Source organism: Desulfuromonas soudanensis, from assembly GCF_001278055.1.
Classification (GTDB): domain Bacteria; phylum Desulfobacterota; class Desulfuromonadia; order Desulfuromonadales; family WTL; genus Deferrimonas; species Deferrimonas soudanensis.
Window position 1 is genome coordinate 1411230 of the sequence record NZ_CP010802.1, and the last position, 18150, is coordinate 1429379.

An 18150-nucleotide genomic window follows, 5' to 3' on the forward strand; every position below is an offset into this window, starting at 1 on the left:
GCTTCGATGCCGGGCGGCAGCAGTCGTCGCTTCGTTGCCAGGCGGAGGAAAATAAAAAAGAGAAGTTATGAATCTGATTAAGTGTCTTTCTCTGAGTTCTCAGTGCCTCCGTGGTGAAAAATGCTTATTTGTTCATTCATCTTTATCGGCCAACGAGAATAAGCCATGCTGACAAACCTCGACCAGGTCCGCTCCATCGTCTTCGATCTCGACGGCACCCTCTACACCAGTCAGGCCATTGCCGACGAAATTGCCGCGGCCGCCGAAATTCTCGTGGGGGAGAGCCGCGGGGTCAGCCGGGAGGAGGGGCGAAAGCTCATCGCCTGCGCCCGGCGGCGTCTCACCGAGCTGCTGGAGGAGGAGCCGACCCTGACCCGCACCTGCATGGAACTGGGGATCGAAGTCCCCGCCTTTCACCGGGCCCTGCGCGATCGGGTGCATCCGGAACGGCACCTCGATTCCGATCCGATTCTCTATGCCCTTCTCGACTCCCTGCGCGACCTCTGCGATCTCTATATCTACACCAACAACAGCCTCCCCTTGACGCAGAAGATCCTCGCCCTCCTCGGCGTCGACGGAGTCTTCAAACGCCTCTACACCATCGAATTCACCGGGATCCCCAAGCCGGACCCCGAGAGTCTGAGCCGGGTCCTCGAGGATATCGGCGGCCCTCCGGAGACCTTTCTCTTTATCGGTGACCGCCAGCAGGTCGACCTCAAGGTCCCCTCGACCCTGGGGATTCCGACCCTGCTCGTCGGCGAAACCGGAGACCTGCTGCAGATCCACAAACTCCTCGGCATAATCCCCTGATCTCTTCTCCGGACTCCTCCATGGCACATCAGGTCTTGCCAATTCCCTTCCCCGTGGGTTAGAATCCGCCCTTCATTTAATCTGTGTCGCATTCTCGATCTTCCTGGTAGAAAGGTCGGCATCTCCCGGGCGATGTTCCAGACGATCGAGGAACCTGTTGACTCTACGGGTCGAAGCGAAAAACCGGATATTTTTTCATCCGTTTCCGAAGGACAGGGCATGAGGGGCAACGAAGCCATCGACAGCAAGCCGCAGCTTGAGGCGGAGATCCGTCGCCGGATCGCCGACGAAGGGGGGATTTCCTTCGCCGACTACATGGCGCTCTGTCTGTACCATCCCGAATACGGCTATTACATGGCGCCGCGCACCCGCATCGGCAAGGAGGGGGACTTCTTCACCTCCTCCAGCGTCCATTCCCTTTTCGGCCGTCTGCTTGCCCGGCAACTGCGGCAGATGGGAGAAATCCTCGGAAAAGACGACTTCACCATCGCCGAGCAGGGGGCTGGCGAAGGGCACCTCTGCCTCGATATTCTCGACGCCCTCGCCGAGGAGGACCCCGAGTTCTACGGCCGGGTGCGCTACCTCCTGGTGGAGATCAGCCCCGACAACCGGTCGCGGCAGCGGCAGCGTCTCGACAGGCACCTGCCTCGGGTCGACTGGTGCCGCCTCGAGGATCTGCAGGGGATGGAAGGGTGCGTCCTCTCCAACGAGCTCATCGACGCCTTCCCGGTGCACCTGGTGGAGAAGCGCGATGGCGAACTGCTGGAAGTCTACGTGACGGAGAGCGCCGGAGAGCTCACCGAGGAGCTGCGGCCGCCGGCCACCGAAGCCCTGGCCGATCACTTCCACTGGCTGGGGGTGGCGCCGGTGGAGGGCAACCGCGCCGAGGTCAATCTCGAGGCCCGGCGCTGGGTCGCCGAGGTCGGTCGCCTCCTCGGCCGGGGATTCGTCCTCACCGTCGACTACGGGTATCCCGCCGCCGAACTCTACGCCCCCTTCCGGCGCAACGGCACCCTGATGTGCTATCACCGTCACTGCTCCAGCGACGATCCCTACCGCAATCCCGGTGCCCAGGATATCACTGCCCACGTCGACTTCACCGCCCTCGAGCGGGAAGGGGAGGGAGTGGGCCTCGTCCCCCTCTATTTCGGCGAGCAGTACCGTTTTCTCATGGGGCTCGGCTTTGTCGAGGCCTTGATCGAGCTGCAGGCGCGGGAAAGCGACCCGAAGAGGGCCCAGGCCCTGCGGCTGACCCTGAAAAACCTGATCATGCCCGACGGCGGCATGGGGGAAACCTTCAAGGTTCTGGTGCAGGGAAAGGGGGTCGGGCGCCCCGACCTCCTCTGTGCCCGCGCCCTCCGGGATCTTCCCCTCCCCCCCCTCGGCATGTAGGTCCGCCCCTTGCGCCCCCCTTGGAGGGGGCTATACTAAACACGACAGAAGGAGGTTATCCCATGAAACAAAAGGTCCAGGAAGTGCTGAATCTCGTCCGTCCCGCCCTGCAGGCCGATGGCGGCGACGTGGAACTGGTCGATGTCTCGGAGGACGGCGTGGTCAGCGTCCGGCTCACCGGAGCCTGCGGCTCCTGCCCCATGTCGACCATGACCCTCAAGATGGGGATCGAGAAGACCCTCAAGGAAAAAATCCCCGCCGTCAAATCGGTGGTCCAGGTCTGAGACCGCCCCTTACCGATCCAAGGAGGATGCGATGATCAAGGTGAAAACCTTCGGTGAACCGCTGGAACCGTTCAAGACCCAAAGGGAACTCCATGAGCTCGACGCCCGGGTCAACGCCTTTCTCCGCGACCACGGTATCAAAAAGGTCATCTCGGTCAGCGACAGCACGACGGCCGAGGACGGTTCGACCATCGGTTTGATCCGCGTCCTCGTCTACGAGGAGTGATCATTCCTCTGTCATGAATGCCGCAACGAAAAAAGGAGCCCCTGGGGCTCCTTTTTTTGTCGGCGGCTTGCCGTGGAACCCGGCCCCTCATGAGGCGGCCGCTGAATTACCCGGTATAATGAACGAGGATGGTTCGGATATGAAGGGGGCAGAAGCCCTCAAGGACGGTGACCATGGCTGTTGCCGACAGCCGCCACATGCAGCTCCGGGACGGAAGGACCCTCGGCTACGCCGAATACGGGGATCCCTGCGGCCGGCCACTTTTCTATTGCCACGGTTTTCCCGGTTCGCGCCTCGAGGCCGCCATCGCCGACGAGACGGCTCAGAGACAGGGCATCCGCGTGATCTCCATCGACCGCCCGGGGATCGGCCTCTCCAGCTACCTGAAAAATCGCACCTTTGCCGACTGGCCCGCCGACGTTCTCGAACTGGCCGACGCCCTCGGTCTGGCGACCTTTGCCGTGCTGGGTGTCTCGGGCGGCAGCCCCTACGCCGCAGCCTGTGCGGCCCGGATCCCCTATCGCCTCACCCGGGTCGGGATCGTCGCCGGCATCAGCCCCTTGAGCGCCCCGGAGGCGACCCTCAGGATGCTCCCCCTGGGTCGTCTGGGGCTGCGTCTGGCCGGAGGTTCCCCCCTCCTGGGGCGGATTTTCTACGCCGGCTTCTGCCGATTGATCCGTCGCGACCCCCGGCGCTTCCTCGAACAGATGGCCGAGTCGCTTCCGGAGATCGACCGGCAGGCCCTGGCCCGCAGCGAGGTGCAGAGGGTGCTCGTCGCCTCCGCGCAGGCGGCGGTCGCCGACGGGTCGCGGGGCGGCGCCCGGGAACTGGTTCTCTACAGCCGCCCCTGGGGGTTTCTTCTCCAGGAAATCCCCCGGGAGGTCATCCTCTGGCACGGCGAGCTCGACAGCATCATCCCTCCGGCCATGGGGCGTTTTCTCGCCGGATCCATCCCCAAATGCCGGCCCTCTTTTTTCCCCGACGAAGGGCACTATTCCCTCCCCGTAGACCATATGGTGGAGATACTCGGCGCCCTGGTCGAATGAAACAGCGGAGGACTTTCCATGAAGACGACGAAAAAGTTGTCGGCCGGCGATGCCCTGCTCCTGGTCGATGTGCAGAAGGATTTTTGTCCGGGAGGGGCGCTCCCCATCGAAGAGGGGGACGAGGTGGTCCCAATCCTCAACGGCTGGATCGAAAGGGCTCTAACCGGTGGGGCGGCGATCTATGCCTCGCGGGACTGGCACCCGTCCGGGCATCCGAGCTTTGCCGGCTTCGGGGGGAAATGGTCCATCCATTGCCTGCAGGACAGCGAGGGCGCCCGTTTTCATCCGCAGCTGCACCTCCCGGCGACGGCGGTCCCGGTCACCAAGGGGGTGCGCTTCGATCAGGACCAGAACTCGGCCTTCGACCAGACCGGACTCGAGGTGCGTCTTCGGCAAGAGGGGATAGAACGGCTGTGGATCGGCGGGCTGGCTCTCGATGTCTGCGTCCTGGCGACGGTCCTCGACGCCTGCCGCCTCGGTTTCGAGGTCCGGCTGCTGCGCGACGGTTGTCGGCCGGTGACGGCGGATGGGGGGGAGGAGGCTCTGGAGACGATGGCGAAGGCGGGGGCGCAGGTCGTGACCGGCTGAAGAGGGGTTAATCGCCGCGGAGAAAGCGGCTCAGGCGCAGCAGGAGTCCCTGGCGGGTGACCAGGGCCCCCCGGGGGCAGAGCTCCTGGCAGCAGAAGCAGCCGATGCAGCGCCGGTAGTCGATCACCAGATCGGCGTCGGCAATCGTCATCGCCTGCGGCGGACAATGCTTGACGCACAGGCCGCAGCGCTCACACGCCTTCATCACCGGCCTGGGGAGGGCCGTCAGGGATTGGCGTAGCGGTTCCTTGAGGAAGGGAGGGAGGCCGAAGTTGACGTCGGTGCTTTTGGCCGGGCGGAAACGGCGCGGCCGCAGGTCGGCAAGGTCGGCGCCGACCATTTCGATTTCGTTCAGGGAAGAGTACTTCCGGCCGCTGGCAAAAGCCGTTTTCTGGGTCCAGACGGACTCGGGGCGCAGGCCGACCAGGGCGGTGGCGACGGTGTCCACGGCCAGGGGGTTGGCTCCGGCCAGCAGGGCGCCGATGTGGACCGGATCGCCGCTTCCGGGGCCGTTCCCCTCCATGGCGGTGATGGCGTCGACGATGGACAGGGCCGGGGCGATGTGCTCGGCGAGTTCGAGGAGCATCAGGGCGAAAAAACCCTTGTCCGTTCCGGCCTGCAGGTGGAGGCGCGGTTTGCGCATGCCGACCACGGCGCCGAAGAGATTCTTGACGGCACAGGTCAGGCCCATCATCTGGTGGGTTTTGAGCTTGGGGAGGTTGATCACCACCTCGGCCTCGATGATGTCCCGGGCGATTTCCAGCTCCTGAAAAATTCCCTCCCCCGGTCGCACCCGCACCGACTCGGAAAAGGGGGCGAAGTGCGCCCCGGTCTCCTCGACGACGGCTAAAATCCCGCAGCGCCGGGCGACCTGAAGGGGTGAGCCGACCCCCGGCGAATCGCCGACGGAAACAATCCCTCCGGCCTGCTGGGCGAGGCGGATCACCCCCCGCACCAGCTGGGGATGGGTGGTCACCGCCTTCTCCGGCGCCTGGCCGGAGAGCATGTTCGGCTTGATCAGCACCCTCTGGCCGGGACGGACGAAGGCCGCCATCCCTCCCAGGGGGGCAAGGAGAGCGACGAGTCGCTCTTCGATGAGCGCCGGGGTGTAATCGGCGGCGGCCAGAAGCGAGACGCGGTTGCTCATCCCGGCATCACGGCTCATCTTGTTTCAGGGCGTCGAGGACGGCGGCAACCGCCCGGGGGTGGTAGAGGAGGCCGTGGTGTCCCATGCCGGCCAGTTCGATGTTTTTGACCCCGGAGAGATGGGCGTTTTCGGCGGGGAGAACCATGTTCTCGTGGCGGGTGTAGATGTTGGTTATGCAGACTTCGTCCGGAATCGGCGCGGCGGCCAGGAGGCTGAGAAATTTCGATCCGGGGAGGAGGAGCCTCCCCATCGGGGAGATGGCGAAGGGCGCCAGGCGCGAGCCGTGATTGGGGGCGCCGAGGAGGACGCAGTGCCCGACCTTGTGGGCTCCGCCGCGGATCTGCAGGTAGTTGCGGGCGATGATCCCCCCCATGGAGTGGCCGACCAGATGCACCTGCTCGATGCCGGTGGTGTGGCGCAGTTCATCCACCTTTTTCGACACCCGTTCAGTGAGGGACTCGACGTCCTTCCAGGGGGGGAGGTTGAGGGCGTAGACGTTGCGGATCCCTTGAAGCCTCAGTCGCAGCCGGATCCAGGTCCAGCAGGCGCGGTTGAGAAAGAGGCCGTGCAGCAGCAGAACCGGGATGCCGCGCTCCTCCTGCCGCGGTCGCTCCCGCGGCGAATGCCAGCCGAGGGGGTGCAGCAGCAGGTTCAGCAGCAGGAAGGCCGTTTCCAGAAGGAAGAGCCAGGAGGCCAGACCGAGATGCTTGAGGGCGAAACGGCCTTCCATGGCGGCTGGCCGGCTGTTGGCGTACTCGCACCAGGCAAAGGCATAGCTCAGGAGCACCACCGCGGCGGCGGCCCCGCATAGCAGAAGTAAGATACCGAAAACAATAGACATATGACCTCCAGGGGCGACATTATGTCACGGCGGATGCGGAGCGTCAACGGCTAATGGGGAGCCTCGGCGGACCCGCCGGCTGCAGGGAATACGCGCTTTTTGCCGGTCATCCATGCTAAGGTCCAAGTTCCGATTCAGGTTCAGGGGGGGCAGCCAATGCAGGAGCTCATCAAGCGGTTCGAAAAACATCTCTCGGTGGAGCGCAACCTTTCCCCCCACACCCGGCGGGCCTACCGCCAGGACCTCGAGGGTTTCAGCGCTTTTCTCGCCGAGGTCTCGGGGGGAAACGATATTCGCCGCGTCGACAAACTGCTGCTGCGCCGTTACCTGGCCCAGCTCCACCGTAGCTGCCGCAAGAGCACCATCGCCCGCAAGCTCGCCGCCCTGCGCACCTTCTTCCGCTTCCTGGTGCGCGAGGGGGTCCTCTCCGTCAATCCCGGCGAACTCGTCGCCACCCCGCGCCAGGAAAAATATCTCCCCAAGACGCTCTCCGTCGACGAGGCCTACAATCTGATGGAGCCCCCCTCGGACCGCGGCGATCTGCTGGCCCTGCGCGACCGGGCCATCGTCGAGACCCTCTATTCCAGCGGAGTGCGCGTCGGTGAACTCACCGGCCTCAACGTCGGCAGCGTCGATTTCGAGCAGGGGTTGGTGCGGGTCCTCGGCAAGGGGAGCAAGGAGCGGATCGTCCCCATCGGCGCCAAGGCCCGGGAGGCTCTCGCCCGCTATCTCGATGAGCGCGGCCCCCTCGCCCTCGGCGATCCCCTCTTTCTCAACCATCGCGGCGGCCGCCTCACCCCCCGCAGCGTCGAGCGCAACCTCAAGGTCCGCCTGTTGCAGGCCGGCATTCTCAAGGACGCCACCCCCCACGCCCTGCGCCACTCTTTTGCAACCCATCTCCTCGACGGCGGCGCCGATCTGCGGGCCATCCAGGAACTTCTCGGCCACGCCTCCCTCTCCACCACCCAGAAATACACCCAGGTCAGCGTCGATCACCTGATGTCGGTCTACGACAAGGCCCATCCCCGCAGCAAGAAAAAGTGAATTTTCGGCTCCCGATTCCTTGACTCCCGGCGGCGGTATTCTACAATCGACCACTAACCCGCGCCAAGGAGGTCATCACCATGGGAATGCTGCAGGTCGGCCAGCCGGCCCCCGACTTCACCCTCGAAGGGGTGATCGGGAAGGATTTCAAGGAATTCACACTCTCGGACTACCAGGGGAAATGGGTGGTCCTCTTTTTCTATCCCCTCGATTTTACCTTCGTCTGCCCCACGGAAATCGTCGGTTTCAACGAACGGCACGAGGAGTTCACGCGGCTCAACGCCGAGATTCTCGGCGCCAGCGTCGACTCCAAATTTTCCCATCTCGCCTGGATCAGCCAGGAGCTGGGCTCCCTGCGCTACCCCCTTCTCTCCGACATCACCAAGGAGGTCGCCCGCAATTACGGCATCCTCATCGAGAAGCAGGGGATTGCCCTGCGCGGTCTCTACATCATTGACCCAAGCGGCGTCCTGCGCTACGAGCTGGTGCACGACCTGAGCGTCGGACGCAGCGTCGACGAGACGCTGCGGGTCCTCGAGGGGCTGCAGACCGGAGAGCTCTGTCCGATGAACTGGAGGAAGGGCGCGGAGACTCTCGGGAAGGGGTAAAATCTCACCTCGCCACGATCGGAAGGGCGGCCGCAGGGCCGCCCTTTTATTTTACCTCTGTCCCTTCTTGAACCGAACATTGCCGTCAGTCGATAAAACACTGGGGATCTTCCCCGAGGTAGTCGCCGCAGGCGAAGGCGATGGCCCGACACCCCCGGCAGCCGCTCCAGCGCTGGCATTTCCCGCACTTCCCGCCGTAGAGGTCGCGCTGACGGAGACGCTGCAGGACGGGGGAGGTCGCCCAGACCTCCCGGAGGGCGTCCTGGCGCACGTTGCCGAGAGGGATTTCGAGGCGCCGGCAGGGGAGGATGGTCCCGTCTGGCAGCAGGGTGAGCCCCGAAACCCCGGCGGCGCACCCTCCCAGCGGGGTGCATCCCGAACCGCCGCCGGTCTCGGCCCCCATCTGCCAGGCGATCGGGTCGCCGCTGACGAGCTTCACCCCGGCCGGTTTCAGGGAAAAGAGCCGCCGGTACAGCTCTTCTACTTCATGGGGATCGAGCATCTCCTCCCGCAGCGCCGTTCCCGTCCCGGCAGGCACCAGCCGGGAAAATCCGACCCGCGGAACCCCGAGATCGGCGGCGGTGGCGAGGAGACCCTCGAGGTGGGGTGCGTTGAGGCGCGAGAGGGTCAGGTTGAAGGTCACCGGCAATCCCGCGTCCAGCAGGTGTTTCGTCCCCTTCAGGGCGGCCCGGTAACTCCCCGCGCCGCGGATGCCGTCATGCACCTCTTCCGGCCCCTCGATGCTCACCTGCACCCCCTTGACGCCGCGCGCCGCCCAGTCCTGCGCCTGCCGGCCGTCGATCAGGGTCCCGTTTGTCAACAGATAAAGAGCGAACCCGGCCGCGCCGAGCTCTTCGAGGACGGTAAGGAGGTCCCGGCGCAGAAGCGGTTCACCGCCGGTCAGGTTGCAGCTGCGCCCGATCCGCACCCCGTAGAGCCTCTCCCAGTCCTGCAGCATGGCGGCGGCTTCGGTGGCCACGGAACGAATCTCTTCCAGGCTCAGCTCGGGGCCGCTGGAACCGCTCTGATAACAGTGGCTGCACTGCAGATTGCAGCGCTCGGTGAGGTGCCATTGCAGAAAGAATTCGAAATCTCCGGCAATACTCATGGTTCCTCCGGAAATAAAATGGGGGCAGGTACGACGGACCCAAAGGTCTGCTGCGTCGCACCTGCCCTCATTGTTTTAGCCACCGCACGGGCAGCTTTCAGCTTTCGCTTTTTCAGCTCTTTCACTTGTGGCATGTCTGGGTGGGATTATCCCGGGCCGCTTGCTTGAGGGCCTTCCAGAACGCCGCCTCCTGCTGCAAAACTTCCGCTTTCAAAGGTTTCTTCATCCCCTGTCACCTCCTTTCCTTTCCGATTTGCCGGAGTCTCGTCTCCGGGGAAACCTGGACGTCGTCTCGATCGGTTGCTGTTACAGGGAGTCTATTTCGCCATGGGGGACAGTCAAGGGGGCGGAGCGGGATTTTTGAGGGGCCTTTTCCTGTTTCTGCAGAATATTCCGCACCGCCCTCCAGAATATTCCTCAAATCCTCCCGGCAATTTCCACTCCATTTTCCGGAAAATCTGTAATTCCGCCGTCCTGGCTCTCCCCCCCCTCTCTGGCACGGCTCGTGTAATGACTCCCTGCCAAGCGGCTTCGTCACCGCCTCCTGAACGGTCCTGCGCAGGACATAAAAAGGCTCAATTTATCCTTCGACCATGAAAGGACGCCATGAAAAGTCGTATTCTTCTCCCTCTGGCCCTGGTGCTGGCTCTCGCCGGGATTTTCTTTTTCGCCGGCCATCGCTCTGCCTCCGGCCTCGCTCTGGTCGAGCTCCGGGTGGCCAATCTCACCTGCGGCTCCTGCGTCGAGAACCTGAGCAACGCCCTTGCCGGAGTCGCCGGGATCGCCGAAGTGACGGTCGACCTGACCTCGGGGCGGGCCCGGGTCGCTTTCGATCCGGAGAAGGTTGCCGGTGCGGACATCGCTGCCAGGATCACCGCCGCCGGATATCCGGCAGAGCCGGTCCAAACCCTCGGTCCCGAAGTCGACCGGGCCCCCAAGACCCCAGTCCAGGGGGGCGGCAAGGGGTGCGGCGGTTCGTGCTGCGGGTGAGCCTCGTTTGTGACGGTCAAAAGCTTCAACCCTGAGACGCGGAGACACAGAGTGAAACCAAGGGTTTGATGACCTTCTCTGTGACTCTGTGTCTCTGTGGTGAATTAAATAGTCATTTTTCCAGAGACATAATCGATAGGAGAAAGAAATGAGTGAACGTCAGGATAAAAAGGCTCAGTTCGAGCAGGACAAAAAACCCAGCCCCCTCCCCCGCATCCTTCTCGCCCTGGTGGCGGTGGCCGCCGCGGCCCTCGGGGGGTGGATGACCCTGGGAACGGCGGAGGGGAAATATCCGGCGGTCAGCGCCGAGCATGGGGTTGTTTCCCTCCCGGTCAATCAGATCGCCGACGGCCGGGCCCATTTTTTCAGCTACCAAAAGGGTGAGACCGCCATCGATTTCTTCGTCCTCAAGAGCCGCGACGGGGTGATCCGCGCCGCTTTCGACACCTGCGACGTCTGCTACAAGGCGAAGAAGGGGTATCGCCAGGAAGGGGATTCAATGGTCTGCAACAACTGCGATCAGACCTTTGCCGCCGACAGAATCAATGAAATCAAGGGGGGATGCAACCCGGCGCCGCTGCAGCGTCGCGTCGAGGGGGAGAATCTGCTGATCGCCGAGGCCGACCTGCAACAGGGCGCCTGGAACTTCAGGGCGGAGTGAGGCGACTATGAACCTGCGAACCATTGCCTTCAATAATCTGCGCCGCCGCAAGGGGCGCATGGCCTTCCTCGTCGCCGGTCTGTTGATCGGAGTGGCCACCGCCGTGACCCTCCTGTCGCTGACGGCGGCCCTGACCATGGATGCCGAGCACAAGCTCGACAGCTACGGGGCCAACATCCTCATCACCCCGAAAGTCGACGAGCTCTCCCTTTCCTACGGGGGGATCGTTCTCGGCGGAGTCGGTGTCGACCCGCAACAGATTGCCCAAAGCGATCTGGCGAAAATTGACACCATCCCCAACCGGCGCAATATCGGCGCCGTCGCTCCCAAGGTCCTCGGCGCCGTGATCGTCCAGGGGGAACGGGTGCTGCTGATGGGGGTCGACCCCGGCCCCGAATTTCATATTAAACGCTGGTGGCAGGTGCAGGGACGCCCTCTTTCTGCCGACGACGAACTGGTGGCGGGAAGTGCCGCCGCCGCCCGCCTCGGTCTGGCCCCGGGGGGGAGGGTCGATCTCGGCGGGACGCGTTTCACCGTCGTCGGCCTCCTGAAGGAGACCGGCTCCCAGGACGACAGTCTCTTGATCGCCACCCTGCCGGCGGCGCAGCGGCTCCTCGGCAAAAAGGGGGAGGTCTCCCTCGTCGAGGTGGCCGCCCTCTGTGCCGACTGCCCGGTGGAGGACATGGTCGCCCAGCTCTCCGCCGCTCTCCCCGGCGCCCGGGTCAGCGCCATCCAGCAGGTGGTCAAGACCCGCATCCACGCTCTCGAGCAGTTCCGCGCCTTCTCCTTCGGGGTGGCGGCGGTGGTGATTCTGGTCGGCGCCCTGGTCGTCTTCGTCACCATGATGGGGAGCGTCAACGAGCGGACCCGCGAGATCGGCATCTTTCGGGCCCTCGGCTTCCGCCGCGGCCACGTCGTGACCCTGATCCTTATGGAGGCGGCGGCGGTGAGCCTTCTTTCCGGGCTCCTCGGCTACCTGGCGGGGATGGGAGCGACGGCCCTCCTCCTCCCCTTTCTCGCCGACAGCCATCCTTATCTGGTCTGGAATCCGCTTTTGGGACCCGGCGCCCTGCTGCTGGCCCTTGGGGTAGGGTGCGCCGCCTCCTTCTATCCGGCCCTCCACGCCAGCCGCATGGAGCCGACCGAGGCGCTGCGGGCGCTTTAGCCGCCGAGACTTCTATAACGACGGAGATACAAAATGGCTTTTATCCAAATCAGCGCCCTGCAGAAGGGCTACGCAAGTGCTGCCGGACGGGTCGAGGCCCTCAAAGGGGTCGATGTGGCGGTGGCGGAAGGGACCTTTCTCGGCGTCATGGGACCCTCGGGGTCGGGGAAGAGCACCTTTCTTTCTCTCCTCGGCGGTCTCTGCCGTCCCAGCGCCGGTTCGGTGGCCATCGACGGCATCGACCTCTACGACCTGGGGCAGGAGCGGCTCGCCGATTTCCGCCGCGAGTACCTCGGCTTCGTCTTCCAGAGTTTCAACCTGATCCCCTACCTCACCGCCCTGGAGAACGTCATGCTCCCCCTGGCGGTGCAGAAGATGGCCGCCGGCGAGAAGCGCCGGAGGGCCCTTCTGGTGCTGGAGCGGGTGGGGCTCTCGACCCGGGAGGGACATCTCCCCAGTCAGCTCTCCGGAGGTGAACAGGAGCGGGTGGCCATCGCCCGGGCTCTGGTCAACGCCCCCCCCCTGATCCTCGCCGACGAGCCGACGGGGAGCCTCGACAGCGCCACGGCCGCGGAAATCATGGCCCTCCTCAAGGAACTCAACGGCGAGGGGCAGACCATCGTCATGGTCACCCACAACCCCGAAAACGAGGCCTATTTCCACCGCACCCTGCTGCTGCGCGACGGCCTGGTCGACGTCGAACCGCAGGCCGCTCGCCGGCTGCAGGCGGCGGGGTAGGGGGCGTCGGTGGTTCTGACCTTTCTGCTCCTGCTCGCAGTCCTCTGCTACGCCATCCGCGTTGAGCTCGACGGCGGACAGGAGACTCCGGCGCCCGCCGCGGGCCTTTGTCCGGGATGCTCCGGCGCCGTGGAGGCCGACTGGCTCCTCTGCCCCCGCTGTCGGCAGCTGTTGCGGGAGAGCTGCGGCGTTTGCGGTGCGGCGACGGCCACCTGGCACAGCTATTGCGCCCACTGCGGGGCCCGGCGGGAGGAAGAGGAATGAGGAAGGGTCTTTTCACCGGGCCCCCTCCGGCTCTTCTGATCGCCGGCACCCTGCTGTCGGTTATTTGTTACAACTACTGGTCCTACTGCTGTGGGCGCTGCACCCTCGGTACCTTTGTCACCCTCGGCCCCTTCGGGTTGCTCCTTTTGGGGCTGACCCTGGTCGGCGCCCTGGTCCTGCTCGTCCTGCGCCACCGTCGTCGTCCCGGCCGCCCCGGCTGCACTTGCGGCTCGGCTCTGGCCAGCGACTGGAAGTTCTGCCCCACCTGCGGCGCTCCGCGACTCGGCTGAAATTCTCTCCGACTCTCAATTGTGTCACCCTCCGAATCGTCCGAGAGTCTCCCGTGCCCTGTGGGCTTTCGAGGTTCCTTGACAACCTTCCGGGATTTTTCTACTCTACCGCCAGTTTCCCCTTCATCCCGAAAGGACCCCTCCATGCGCGTCACCGCCGTGATTCCCGCCCGCTACGCTTCCACCCGTTTCCCCGGCAAACCCCTCGTCGACATCCTCGGCAAGCCGATGATCCAGTGGGTCTATGAGCGCACCGCCCTTTCGACCACCGTCGATCGGGTGATCGTGGCCACGGACGACGAGCGTATCGCCGCAGTCGTCAGAGGTTTCGGGGGGGAGGTGTGCATGACCCGGGCCGATCATCCCACCGGGACCGACCGTCTGGCGGAGGTCGCCGCCGGGATCGAGACCGATCTGGTGGTCAACGTCCAGGGCGACGAGCCGCTCATCGCCCCGGCGATGATCGATGCGGCGGTAGCGCCGCTCCTTTCCGATGCGTCCATCGTCATGGGGACCCTGAAGACGGCCATCACCTCGGTGGAGGAGTACCTGAACCCCAACGTGGTCAAGGTGGTCACCGACCGGGCCGGTTTCGCCCTCTATTTCTCCCGCGCCCCCATTCCCCATCCCCGGGATTTTGCCGACGCCCTGGCCGAGCGCTTTGCCGAGGTCGGCGCCTTCAAACACATCGGCCTCTACGTCTATCGTCGCGATTTTCTTCTCGGCTACCCGCATCTGCCGGCCACTCCCCTGGAAAACCTGGAGAAGCTCGAACAGCTCCGCGCCCTCGAACAGGGGTGCCGCATTATGGTTGCCGAGACGGCCGCTCCCTCCCAGGGGGTCGACACCCCTGAAGATCTGGAAAAGGTCCGATCCCTTCTGCGCTCCTCTCAAGGCTGATCCTTCGCGGAAATTGGGGGTTCTCTTTTTTTGGGGTTCTGTGTACAATCCCCTTTTTCCGGTTGCGTTTTTCCCTGCCCTTTGTCGGCATCCGTCCATATCAAGGAGTCTGCATGAAGACCAAGTTTCTGTTCATTACCGGTGGCGTTGTTTCCTCCCTTGGCAAGGGTCTGGCTGCCGCCGCCATCGGAGCCCTCATGGAGGCCCGTGGTCTGCAGGTCTCCATGCAGAAGATGGATCCCTACATCAACGTCGATCCGGGAACCATGAGCCCCTTCCAGCACGGGGAGGTCTTCGTCACCGACGACGGCGCCGAAACCGACCTTGACCTGGGCCACTACGAACGCTTCACCACGGCGCGGCTCACCCGCAAGTCCAACTTCACCACCGGCCAGATCTACGACAGCGTCATCCGCAAGGAGCGCCGCGGCGACTATCTCGGCGGGACGGTCCAGGTCATCCCCCACATCACCAACGAGATCAAGAGCAAGATCCTCGAAAACGCCAAGGGGGTCGATATCGCCATCGTCGAGGTCGGCGGCACCGTCGGCGACATCGAATCCCTCCCTTTTCTTGAAGCGATCCGCCAGTTCCGCACCGACCGCGGCCACGAAAACGTCCTCTACATCCACCTCACCCTCGTTCCCTACATCGCCACCGCCGGGGAACTCAAGACCAAACCGACCCAGCACAGTGTCAAGGAACTCAGGGAAATCGGCATCCAGCCCGACATTCTGCTGTGCCGCTGCGACCGGGAGATCCCCCGGGACATGAAGGGGAAGATCTCCCTCTTCTGCAACGTCCGCGAGGAGGCGGTGATCACCGCCCGCGACGTCGCCTCGATTTACGAGGTCCCCATCGTCTATCACGAGCAGGGGCTCGACGAGCGTCTGGTCGAATACCTCAACATCTGGACCAAGGCTCCCGACCTCTCGGCCTGGGAGCGGATCGTCAAGCGCATCAAGGAGCCGGCCTCCGAGACGACCATTGCCATCGTCGGCAAGTATGTCGATCTCACGGAGAGCTACAAGTCCCTGGCCGAGTCCCTGATTCACGGCGGCATCGGCAACAACTGCCGTGTCAACCTCAAGTATGTCGATTCGGAATCCCTCGAACGCCACGGGGTCGGCGACACCTTCGCCGACGTCGACGGCATCCTCGTTCCCGGCGGCTTCGGCGAACGGGGGAGCGAGGGGAAAATTGCCGCCATCCACTTCGCCCGGGAGAACAAGATCCCCTTCTTCGGCATCTGTCTCGGGATGCAGATGGCGGTGGTCGAATTCGCCCGCAACGTCTGCGCCATCGAGGACGCCTATTCCGCCGAGTTCCGCGAGGACGCCAAAAATCCGGTCATCCACATCATGGAAGGTCAGAAGACGGTCAAGGGCAAGGGGGGGACGATGCGCCTCGGCACCTATCCCTGCACCCTCGGCGACAAGACGCTGGCCCGGCGCATCTACGGCCAGGCCGACATCACCGAGCGCCACCGCCACCGCTTCGAGTTCAACAACAGTTATCGCAAGGTCCTGGAGAAGGCCGGACTCCTCCTCTCCGGAATCAACCCCGAGTTGGAGCTGGTGGAGATCGTCGAGATCACCGATCACCCCTGGTTCCTCGGCTGTCAGTTTCATCCCGAATTCCGCAGTCGGCCGATGGCGCCGCATCCCTTGTTCGAATCCTTCGTCGGCGCCTGCGTGAAGCAGGGCGGGGAGAAATAGCATGGTCCGTGAAATCTCTGTCGGCAACGTCGTCTTCGGCGGCAACCGTCCCCTGGTCCTGATCGCCGGCCCCTGTGCCATCGAGGACGAGGCCCTCACCCTGCGCATCGCCGCCTTTCTCAAGGAGCTCACGACCGAACTCGGCATCGGCCTGGTCTTCAAGGCGTCCTACGACAAGGCCAACCGCACCTCGGTCACCTCCTTCCGCGGCCCCGGCATGACCGAGGGGCTGCGCATCCTTGCCAAGGTCAAGGCCGAGTTCGACCTGCCGCTGATCTCCGATATCCACGACATCTCCCAGATCGCCCCGGCCGCCGAGGTCCTCGACATCATCCAGATCCCCGCCTTTTTATCCCGGCAGACCGATCTTTTGGTGGCCGCCGGTGAGTCGGGGAAGATCATCAACGTCAAGAAGGGGCAGTTTCTTGCGCCCTGGGACATGAAGAACGCCGTCGGCAAGATCGAGTCGACGGGCAACGACCGGATTCTGCTCACCGAGCGCGGCGCATCCTTCGGCTACAACAATCTGGTGGTCGACATGCGCTCCCTGGTGATCATGCGCGAGACCGGTTGCCCGGTGATCTTCGACGCCACCCACGCGGTCCAACTCCCCGGCGGCGCCGGAACGGCCTCCAGCGGACAGCGCCAGTACGTCGGCGCCCTCTCCCGGGCGGCGGTGGCCATCGGCATCGACGGTCTCTTCTGGGAGGTTCACGAGAACCCGGACAAGGCGCTGTGCGACGGGCCCAACTCCCTGCCGCTGCAGGACCTCAAGGGGATGCTGCAGGATATCCTGGCGATTGACGCCATAGCCAAAGGACACAACGGAAATTGAGCGCGATAATTGAAAACGCAAAAAAGGTTCTGAGAACCGAGGCCGAGGCGATCACTGCCCTGATCGACCGCGTCGACGGCTCCTTCACCGGCGCCATCGAGATGATCCTGGCCTGCAAGGGGCGGGTGGTCATCACCGGCATGGGGAAGTCGGGGCTGATCTGCCAGAAGGTGGCCTCCACCATGGCCTCCACCGGGACACCGGCCCTCTTCCTCCATCCCGCCGAGGGGATTCACGGCGATCTCGGGATGCTGATGAAGGGGGACGTGGTCATCGCCGTCTCCAACTCGGGGGAGACCGAGGAGGTGACCCGCATCCTGCCGATCATCAAGCGCATGGGGCTGCCGCTGATCGCCATGACCGGCAATCCCAAGAGCACCCTGGCCCGGGCCGGCGACGTCTTCCTCGATATCTCCATCAAGGAGGAGGCCTGCCCCCTGGGACTGGCGCCGACCTCGAGTACCACCGCCACTCTCGCCATGGGAGACGCCCTGGCGGTCGTGTTGCTGGTGGAGCGCGGCTTCAAGGAGGAAGACTTTGCCCTCTTCCATCCCGGCGGCGCCCTCGGCAAGCGTCTGCTGCTGCGGGTCGAGGATCTGATGCACCGCGGTGAGGCGATCCCCCTCGTCGGGACGGATACCCCGCTGAAGGAGGCGCTGTTCGAAATCACCAGCAAAAAGCTGGGTATCACCGGTATTGCCGACGATAGCGGCAACCTGGTCGGCGTCTTTTCCGACGGCGATCTGCGCCGCTGCATCGCCCAGGGGTTCGAGGTTCTCAACCGTCCCGTCGGCGAGGTTATGGCCCGCAATCCCAAGCGGATTCTGCGCTCCAACCTGGCGGCCAAGGCGCTGCAGAAGATGGAGCAGCACACCATCACCTCCCTCTTCGTCTTCGAGAACGATGAACAGAGCATCCCCGTGGGGATCATCCATCTCCACGATCTCCTCAAGGCGGGGGTCGTCTGATGCAGGAACGCCTCGCCAAAATCCGCCTTCTGCTGCTCGACGTCGACGGCATCATGACCGACGGACGCATCGTTTACGACAACAACGGCATCGAGACCAAGTCCTTCGACGTCAAGGACGGCCATGGCCTGAAGCTGCTGCAGAGGGCGGGGATCCGCATCGGCATCATCACCGGACGCCAGTCCGAGGTCGTCGCCTTCCGGGCCCGGGAGCTCGACATCGACATCCTCTATCAGGGAGTCAAGGATAAGCTCGTCCCCTACCGGGAGATTCTCGACAACCTCGGTCTCGGAGAGGGGGAGGTGGCCTACATGGGGGATGATGTGGTCGACCTGCCGATCCTGCGCCGGGTCGGCTTTGCCGCCACCGTCGCCGACGCCGTTCCCGAAGTCGCACCCCTGGTGCATTATGTCACGGGAAAAAAAGGGGGACGCGGGGCCGTGCGCGAGGTCTGCGATCTGATCCTCAAGGAGGGTGGTCACTGGGAAGGGGTCACCGCCCGCTATTTTCAGGGGTAGAGGCCGCAT

At 64.1% G+C, this 18150-nt stretch carries 22 protein-coding genes; 19 read left to right on the forward strand and 3 right to left on the reverse strand.

Annotated features, from left to right (window positions below; all coding sequences use genetic code 11):
- Positions 1–165: 165 nt before the first annotated feature.
- The 6 genes from DSOUD_RS06280 (at position 166) to DSOUD_RS06305 (ending at position 4346) form a co-directional block, all read left to right on the forward strand.
- Positions 166–810 (forward strand): HAD family hydrolase, encoded by a 645-nt coding sequence (locus tag DSOUD_RS06280; RefSeq protein WP_053550206.1) that lies wholly within the window; start codon positions 166–168, stop codon positions 808–810.
- 219 nt (positions 811–1029) lie between these two features.
- Positions 1030–2202, forward strand: a complete 1173-nt coding sequence (locus DSOUD_RS06285) for a class I SAM-dependent methyltransferase (protein WP_053550207.1) — start codon at positions 1030–1032, stop codon at positions 2200–2202.
- Positions 2203–2264: 62 nt separating this feature from the next.
- Positions 2265–2486 carry a NifU family protein gene (locus DSOUD_RS06290; RefSeq protein WP_053550208.1) on the forward strand — a complete coding sequence of 74 codons (222 nt, stop codon included), beginning with the start codon at positions 2265–2267 and terminating at the stop codon, positions 2484–2486.
- A gap of 31 nt (positions 2487–2517) precedes the next feature.
- Positions 2518–2712 (forward strand): hypothetical protein, encoded by a 195-nt coding sequence (locus tag DSOUD_RS06295; RefSeq protein ID WP_053550209.1) that lies wholly within the window; start codon positions 2518–2520, stop codon positions 2710–2712.
- A gap of 173 nt (positions 2713–2885) precedes the next feature.
- Positions 2886–3758 (forward strand): alpha/beta fold hydrolase, encoded by an 873-nt coding sequence (locus DSOUD_RS06300; protein WP_053550210.1) that lies wholly within the window; start codon positions 2886–2888, stop codon positions 3756–3758.
- Positions 3759–3776: 18 nt separating this feature from the next.
- Complete coding sequence (locus tag DSOUD_RS06305; protein WP_053550211.1) at positions 3777–4346, forward strand: nicotinamidase; 570 nt, start codon at positions 3777–3779, stop codon at positions 4344–4346.
- A gap of 7 nt (positions 4347–4353) precedes the next feature.
- Here the strand turns inward: DSOUD_RS06305 and DSOUD_RS06310 are convergent, their stop codons facing one another.
- Together DSOUD_RS06310 and DSOUD_RS06315 are read right to left on the reverse strand one after the other, a co-directional pair.
- On the reverse strand, positions 4354–5511 hold the full coding sequence (locus tag DSOUD_RS06310) for a DUF362 domain-containing protein (RefSeq protein WP_232426509.1): 1158 nt from the start codon (positions 5509–5511) through the stop codon (positions 4354–4356).
- The gene (locus tag DSOUD_RS06315) at positions 5501–6334 is read right to left on the reverse strand and encodes an esterase/lipase family protein (RefSeq protein WP_053550212.1); all 834 of its coding nucleotides are present in this window, start codon (positions 6332–6334) and stop codon (positions 5501–5503) included. Before DSOUD_RS06315 ends, DSOUD_RS06310 begins: the two co-directional genes overlap by 11 nt.
- Positions 6335–6490: 156 nt before the next feature.
- On the opposite strand from DSOUD_RS06315, the gene xerC reads away from it, so the two are divergent.
- Together xerC and DSOUD_RS06325 are read left to right on the forward strand one after the other, a co-directional pair.
- On the forward strand, positions 6491–7378 hold the full coding sequence (gene xerC / locus DSOUD_RS06320) for a tyrosine recombinase XerC (protein ID WP_053550213.1): 888 nt from the start codon (positions 6491–6493) through the stop codon (positions 7376–7378).
- A gap of 86 nt (positions 7379–7464) precedes the next feature.
- The gene (locus DSOUD_RS06325) at positions 7465–7986 is read left to right on the forward strand and encodes a peroxiredoxin (protein WP_423739494.1); all 522 of its coding nucleotides are present in this window, start codon (positions 7465–7467) and stop codon (positions 7984–7986) included.
- An 85-nt stretch (positions 7987–8071) separates the two neighbouring features.
- Here DSOUD_RS06325 and DSOUD_RS06330 read toward each other — a convergent pair whose 3' ends face one another.
- A complete protein-coding gene (locus DSOUD_RS06330) occupies positions 8072–9094 on the reverse strand; it encodes a radical SAM protein (protein WP_053550215.1) in 1023 nt (340 codons plus the stop codon).
- Between the two features lie 606 nt (positions 9095–9700).
- Here DSOUD_RS06330 and DSOUD_RS06335 point away from each other — a divergent pair.
- From DSOUD_RS06335 to DSOUD_RS06385, 11 genes are all read left to right on the forward strand, one after another.
- Positions 9701–10084 (forward strand): heavy-metal-associated domain-containing protein, encoded by a 384-nt coding sequence (locus DSOUD_RS06335; RefSeq protein ID WP_053550216.1) that lies wholly within the window; start codon positions 9701–9703, stop codon positions 10082–10084.
- Between the two features lie 148 nt (positions 10085–10232).
- On the forward strand, positions 10233–10745 hold the full coding sequence (locus tag DSOUD_RS06340) for a DUF2318 domain-containing protein (RefSeq protein WP_082351098.1): 513 nt from the start codon (positions 10233–10235) through the stop codon (positions 10743–10745).
- Positions 10746–10752: 7 nt separating this feature from the next.
- Entirely contained in the window at positions 10753–11910 is a 1158-nt protein-coding gene (locus tag DSOUD_RS06345; protein WP_053550217.1) for an ABC transporter permease, read from the forward strand.
- Between the two features lie 33 nt (positions 11911–11943).
- Complete coding sequence (locus tag DSOUD_RS06350; protein WP_053550218.1) at positions 11944–12648, forward strand: ABC transporter ATP-binding protein; 705 nt, start codon at positions 11944–11946, stop codon at positions 12646–12648.
- A 9-nt stretch (positions 12649–12657) separates the two neighbouring features.
- Complete coding sequence (locus tag DSOUD_RS06355; RefSeq protein ID WP_053550219.1) at positions 12658–12912, forward strand: double zinc ribbon domain-containing protein; 255 nt, start codon at positions 12658–12660, stop codon at positions 12910–12912.
- Positions 12909–13202, forward strand: a complete 294-nt coding sequence (locus DSOUD_RS06360) for a hypothetical protein (RefSeq protein WP_053550220.1) — start codon at positions 12909–12911, stop codon at positions 13200–13202. The genes DSOUD_RS06355 and DSOUD_RS06360 overlap by 4 nt, the downstream gene beginning before the upstream one ends.
- A gap of 144 nt (positions 13203–13346) precedes the next feature.
- Positions 13347–14102: a 3-deoxy-manno-octulosonate cytidylyltransferase gene (kdsB, locus tag DSOUD_RS06365; RefSeq protein WP_053550221.1), complete on the forward strand. Its 756-nt coding sequence runs from the start codon at positions 13347–13349 to the stop codon at positions 14100–14102.
- A 113-nt stretch (positions 14103–14215) separates the two neighbouring features.
- On the forward strand, positions 14216–15820 hold the full coding sequence (locus DSOUD_RS06370; protein ID WP_053550222.1) for a CTP synthase: 1605 nt from the start codon (positions 14216–14218) through the stop codon (positions 15818–15820).
- A 1-nt stretch (position 15821) separates the two neighbouring features.
- Complete coding sequence (gene kdsA / locus DSOUD_RS06375; RefSeq protein WP_053550223.1) at positions 15822–16655, forward strand: 3-deoxy-8-phosphooctulonate synthase; 834 nt, start codon at positions 15822–15824, stop codon at positions 16653–16655.
- Positions 16652–17623, forward strand: a complete 972-nt coding sequence (locus DSOUD_RS06380; protein WP_279330703.1) for a KpsF/GutQ family sugar-phosphate isomerase — start codon at positions 16652–16654, stop codon at positions 17621–17623. The genes kdsA and DSOUD_RS06380 overlap by 4 nt, the downstream gene beginning before the upstream one ends.
- On the forward strand, positions 17623–18141 hold the full coding sequence (locus DSOUD_RS06385; protein WP_053550224.1) for a KdsC family phosphatase: 519 nt from the start codon (positions 17623–17625) through the stop codon (positions 18139–18141). The genes DSOUD_RS06380 and DSOUD_RS06385 overlap by 1 nt, the downstream gene beginning before the upstream one ends.
- Positions 18142–18150: the final 9 nt, after the last annotated feature.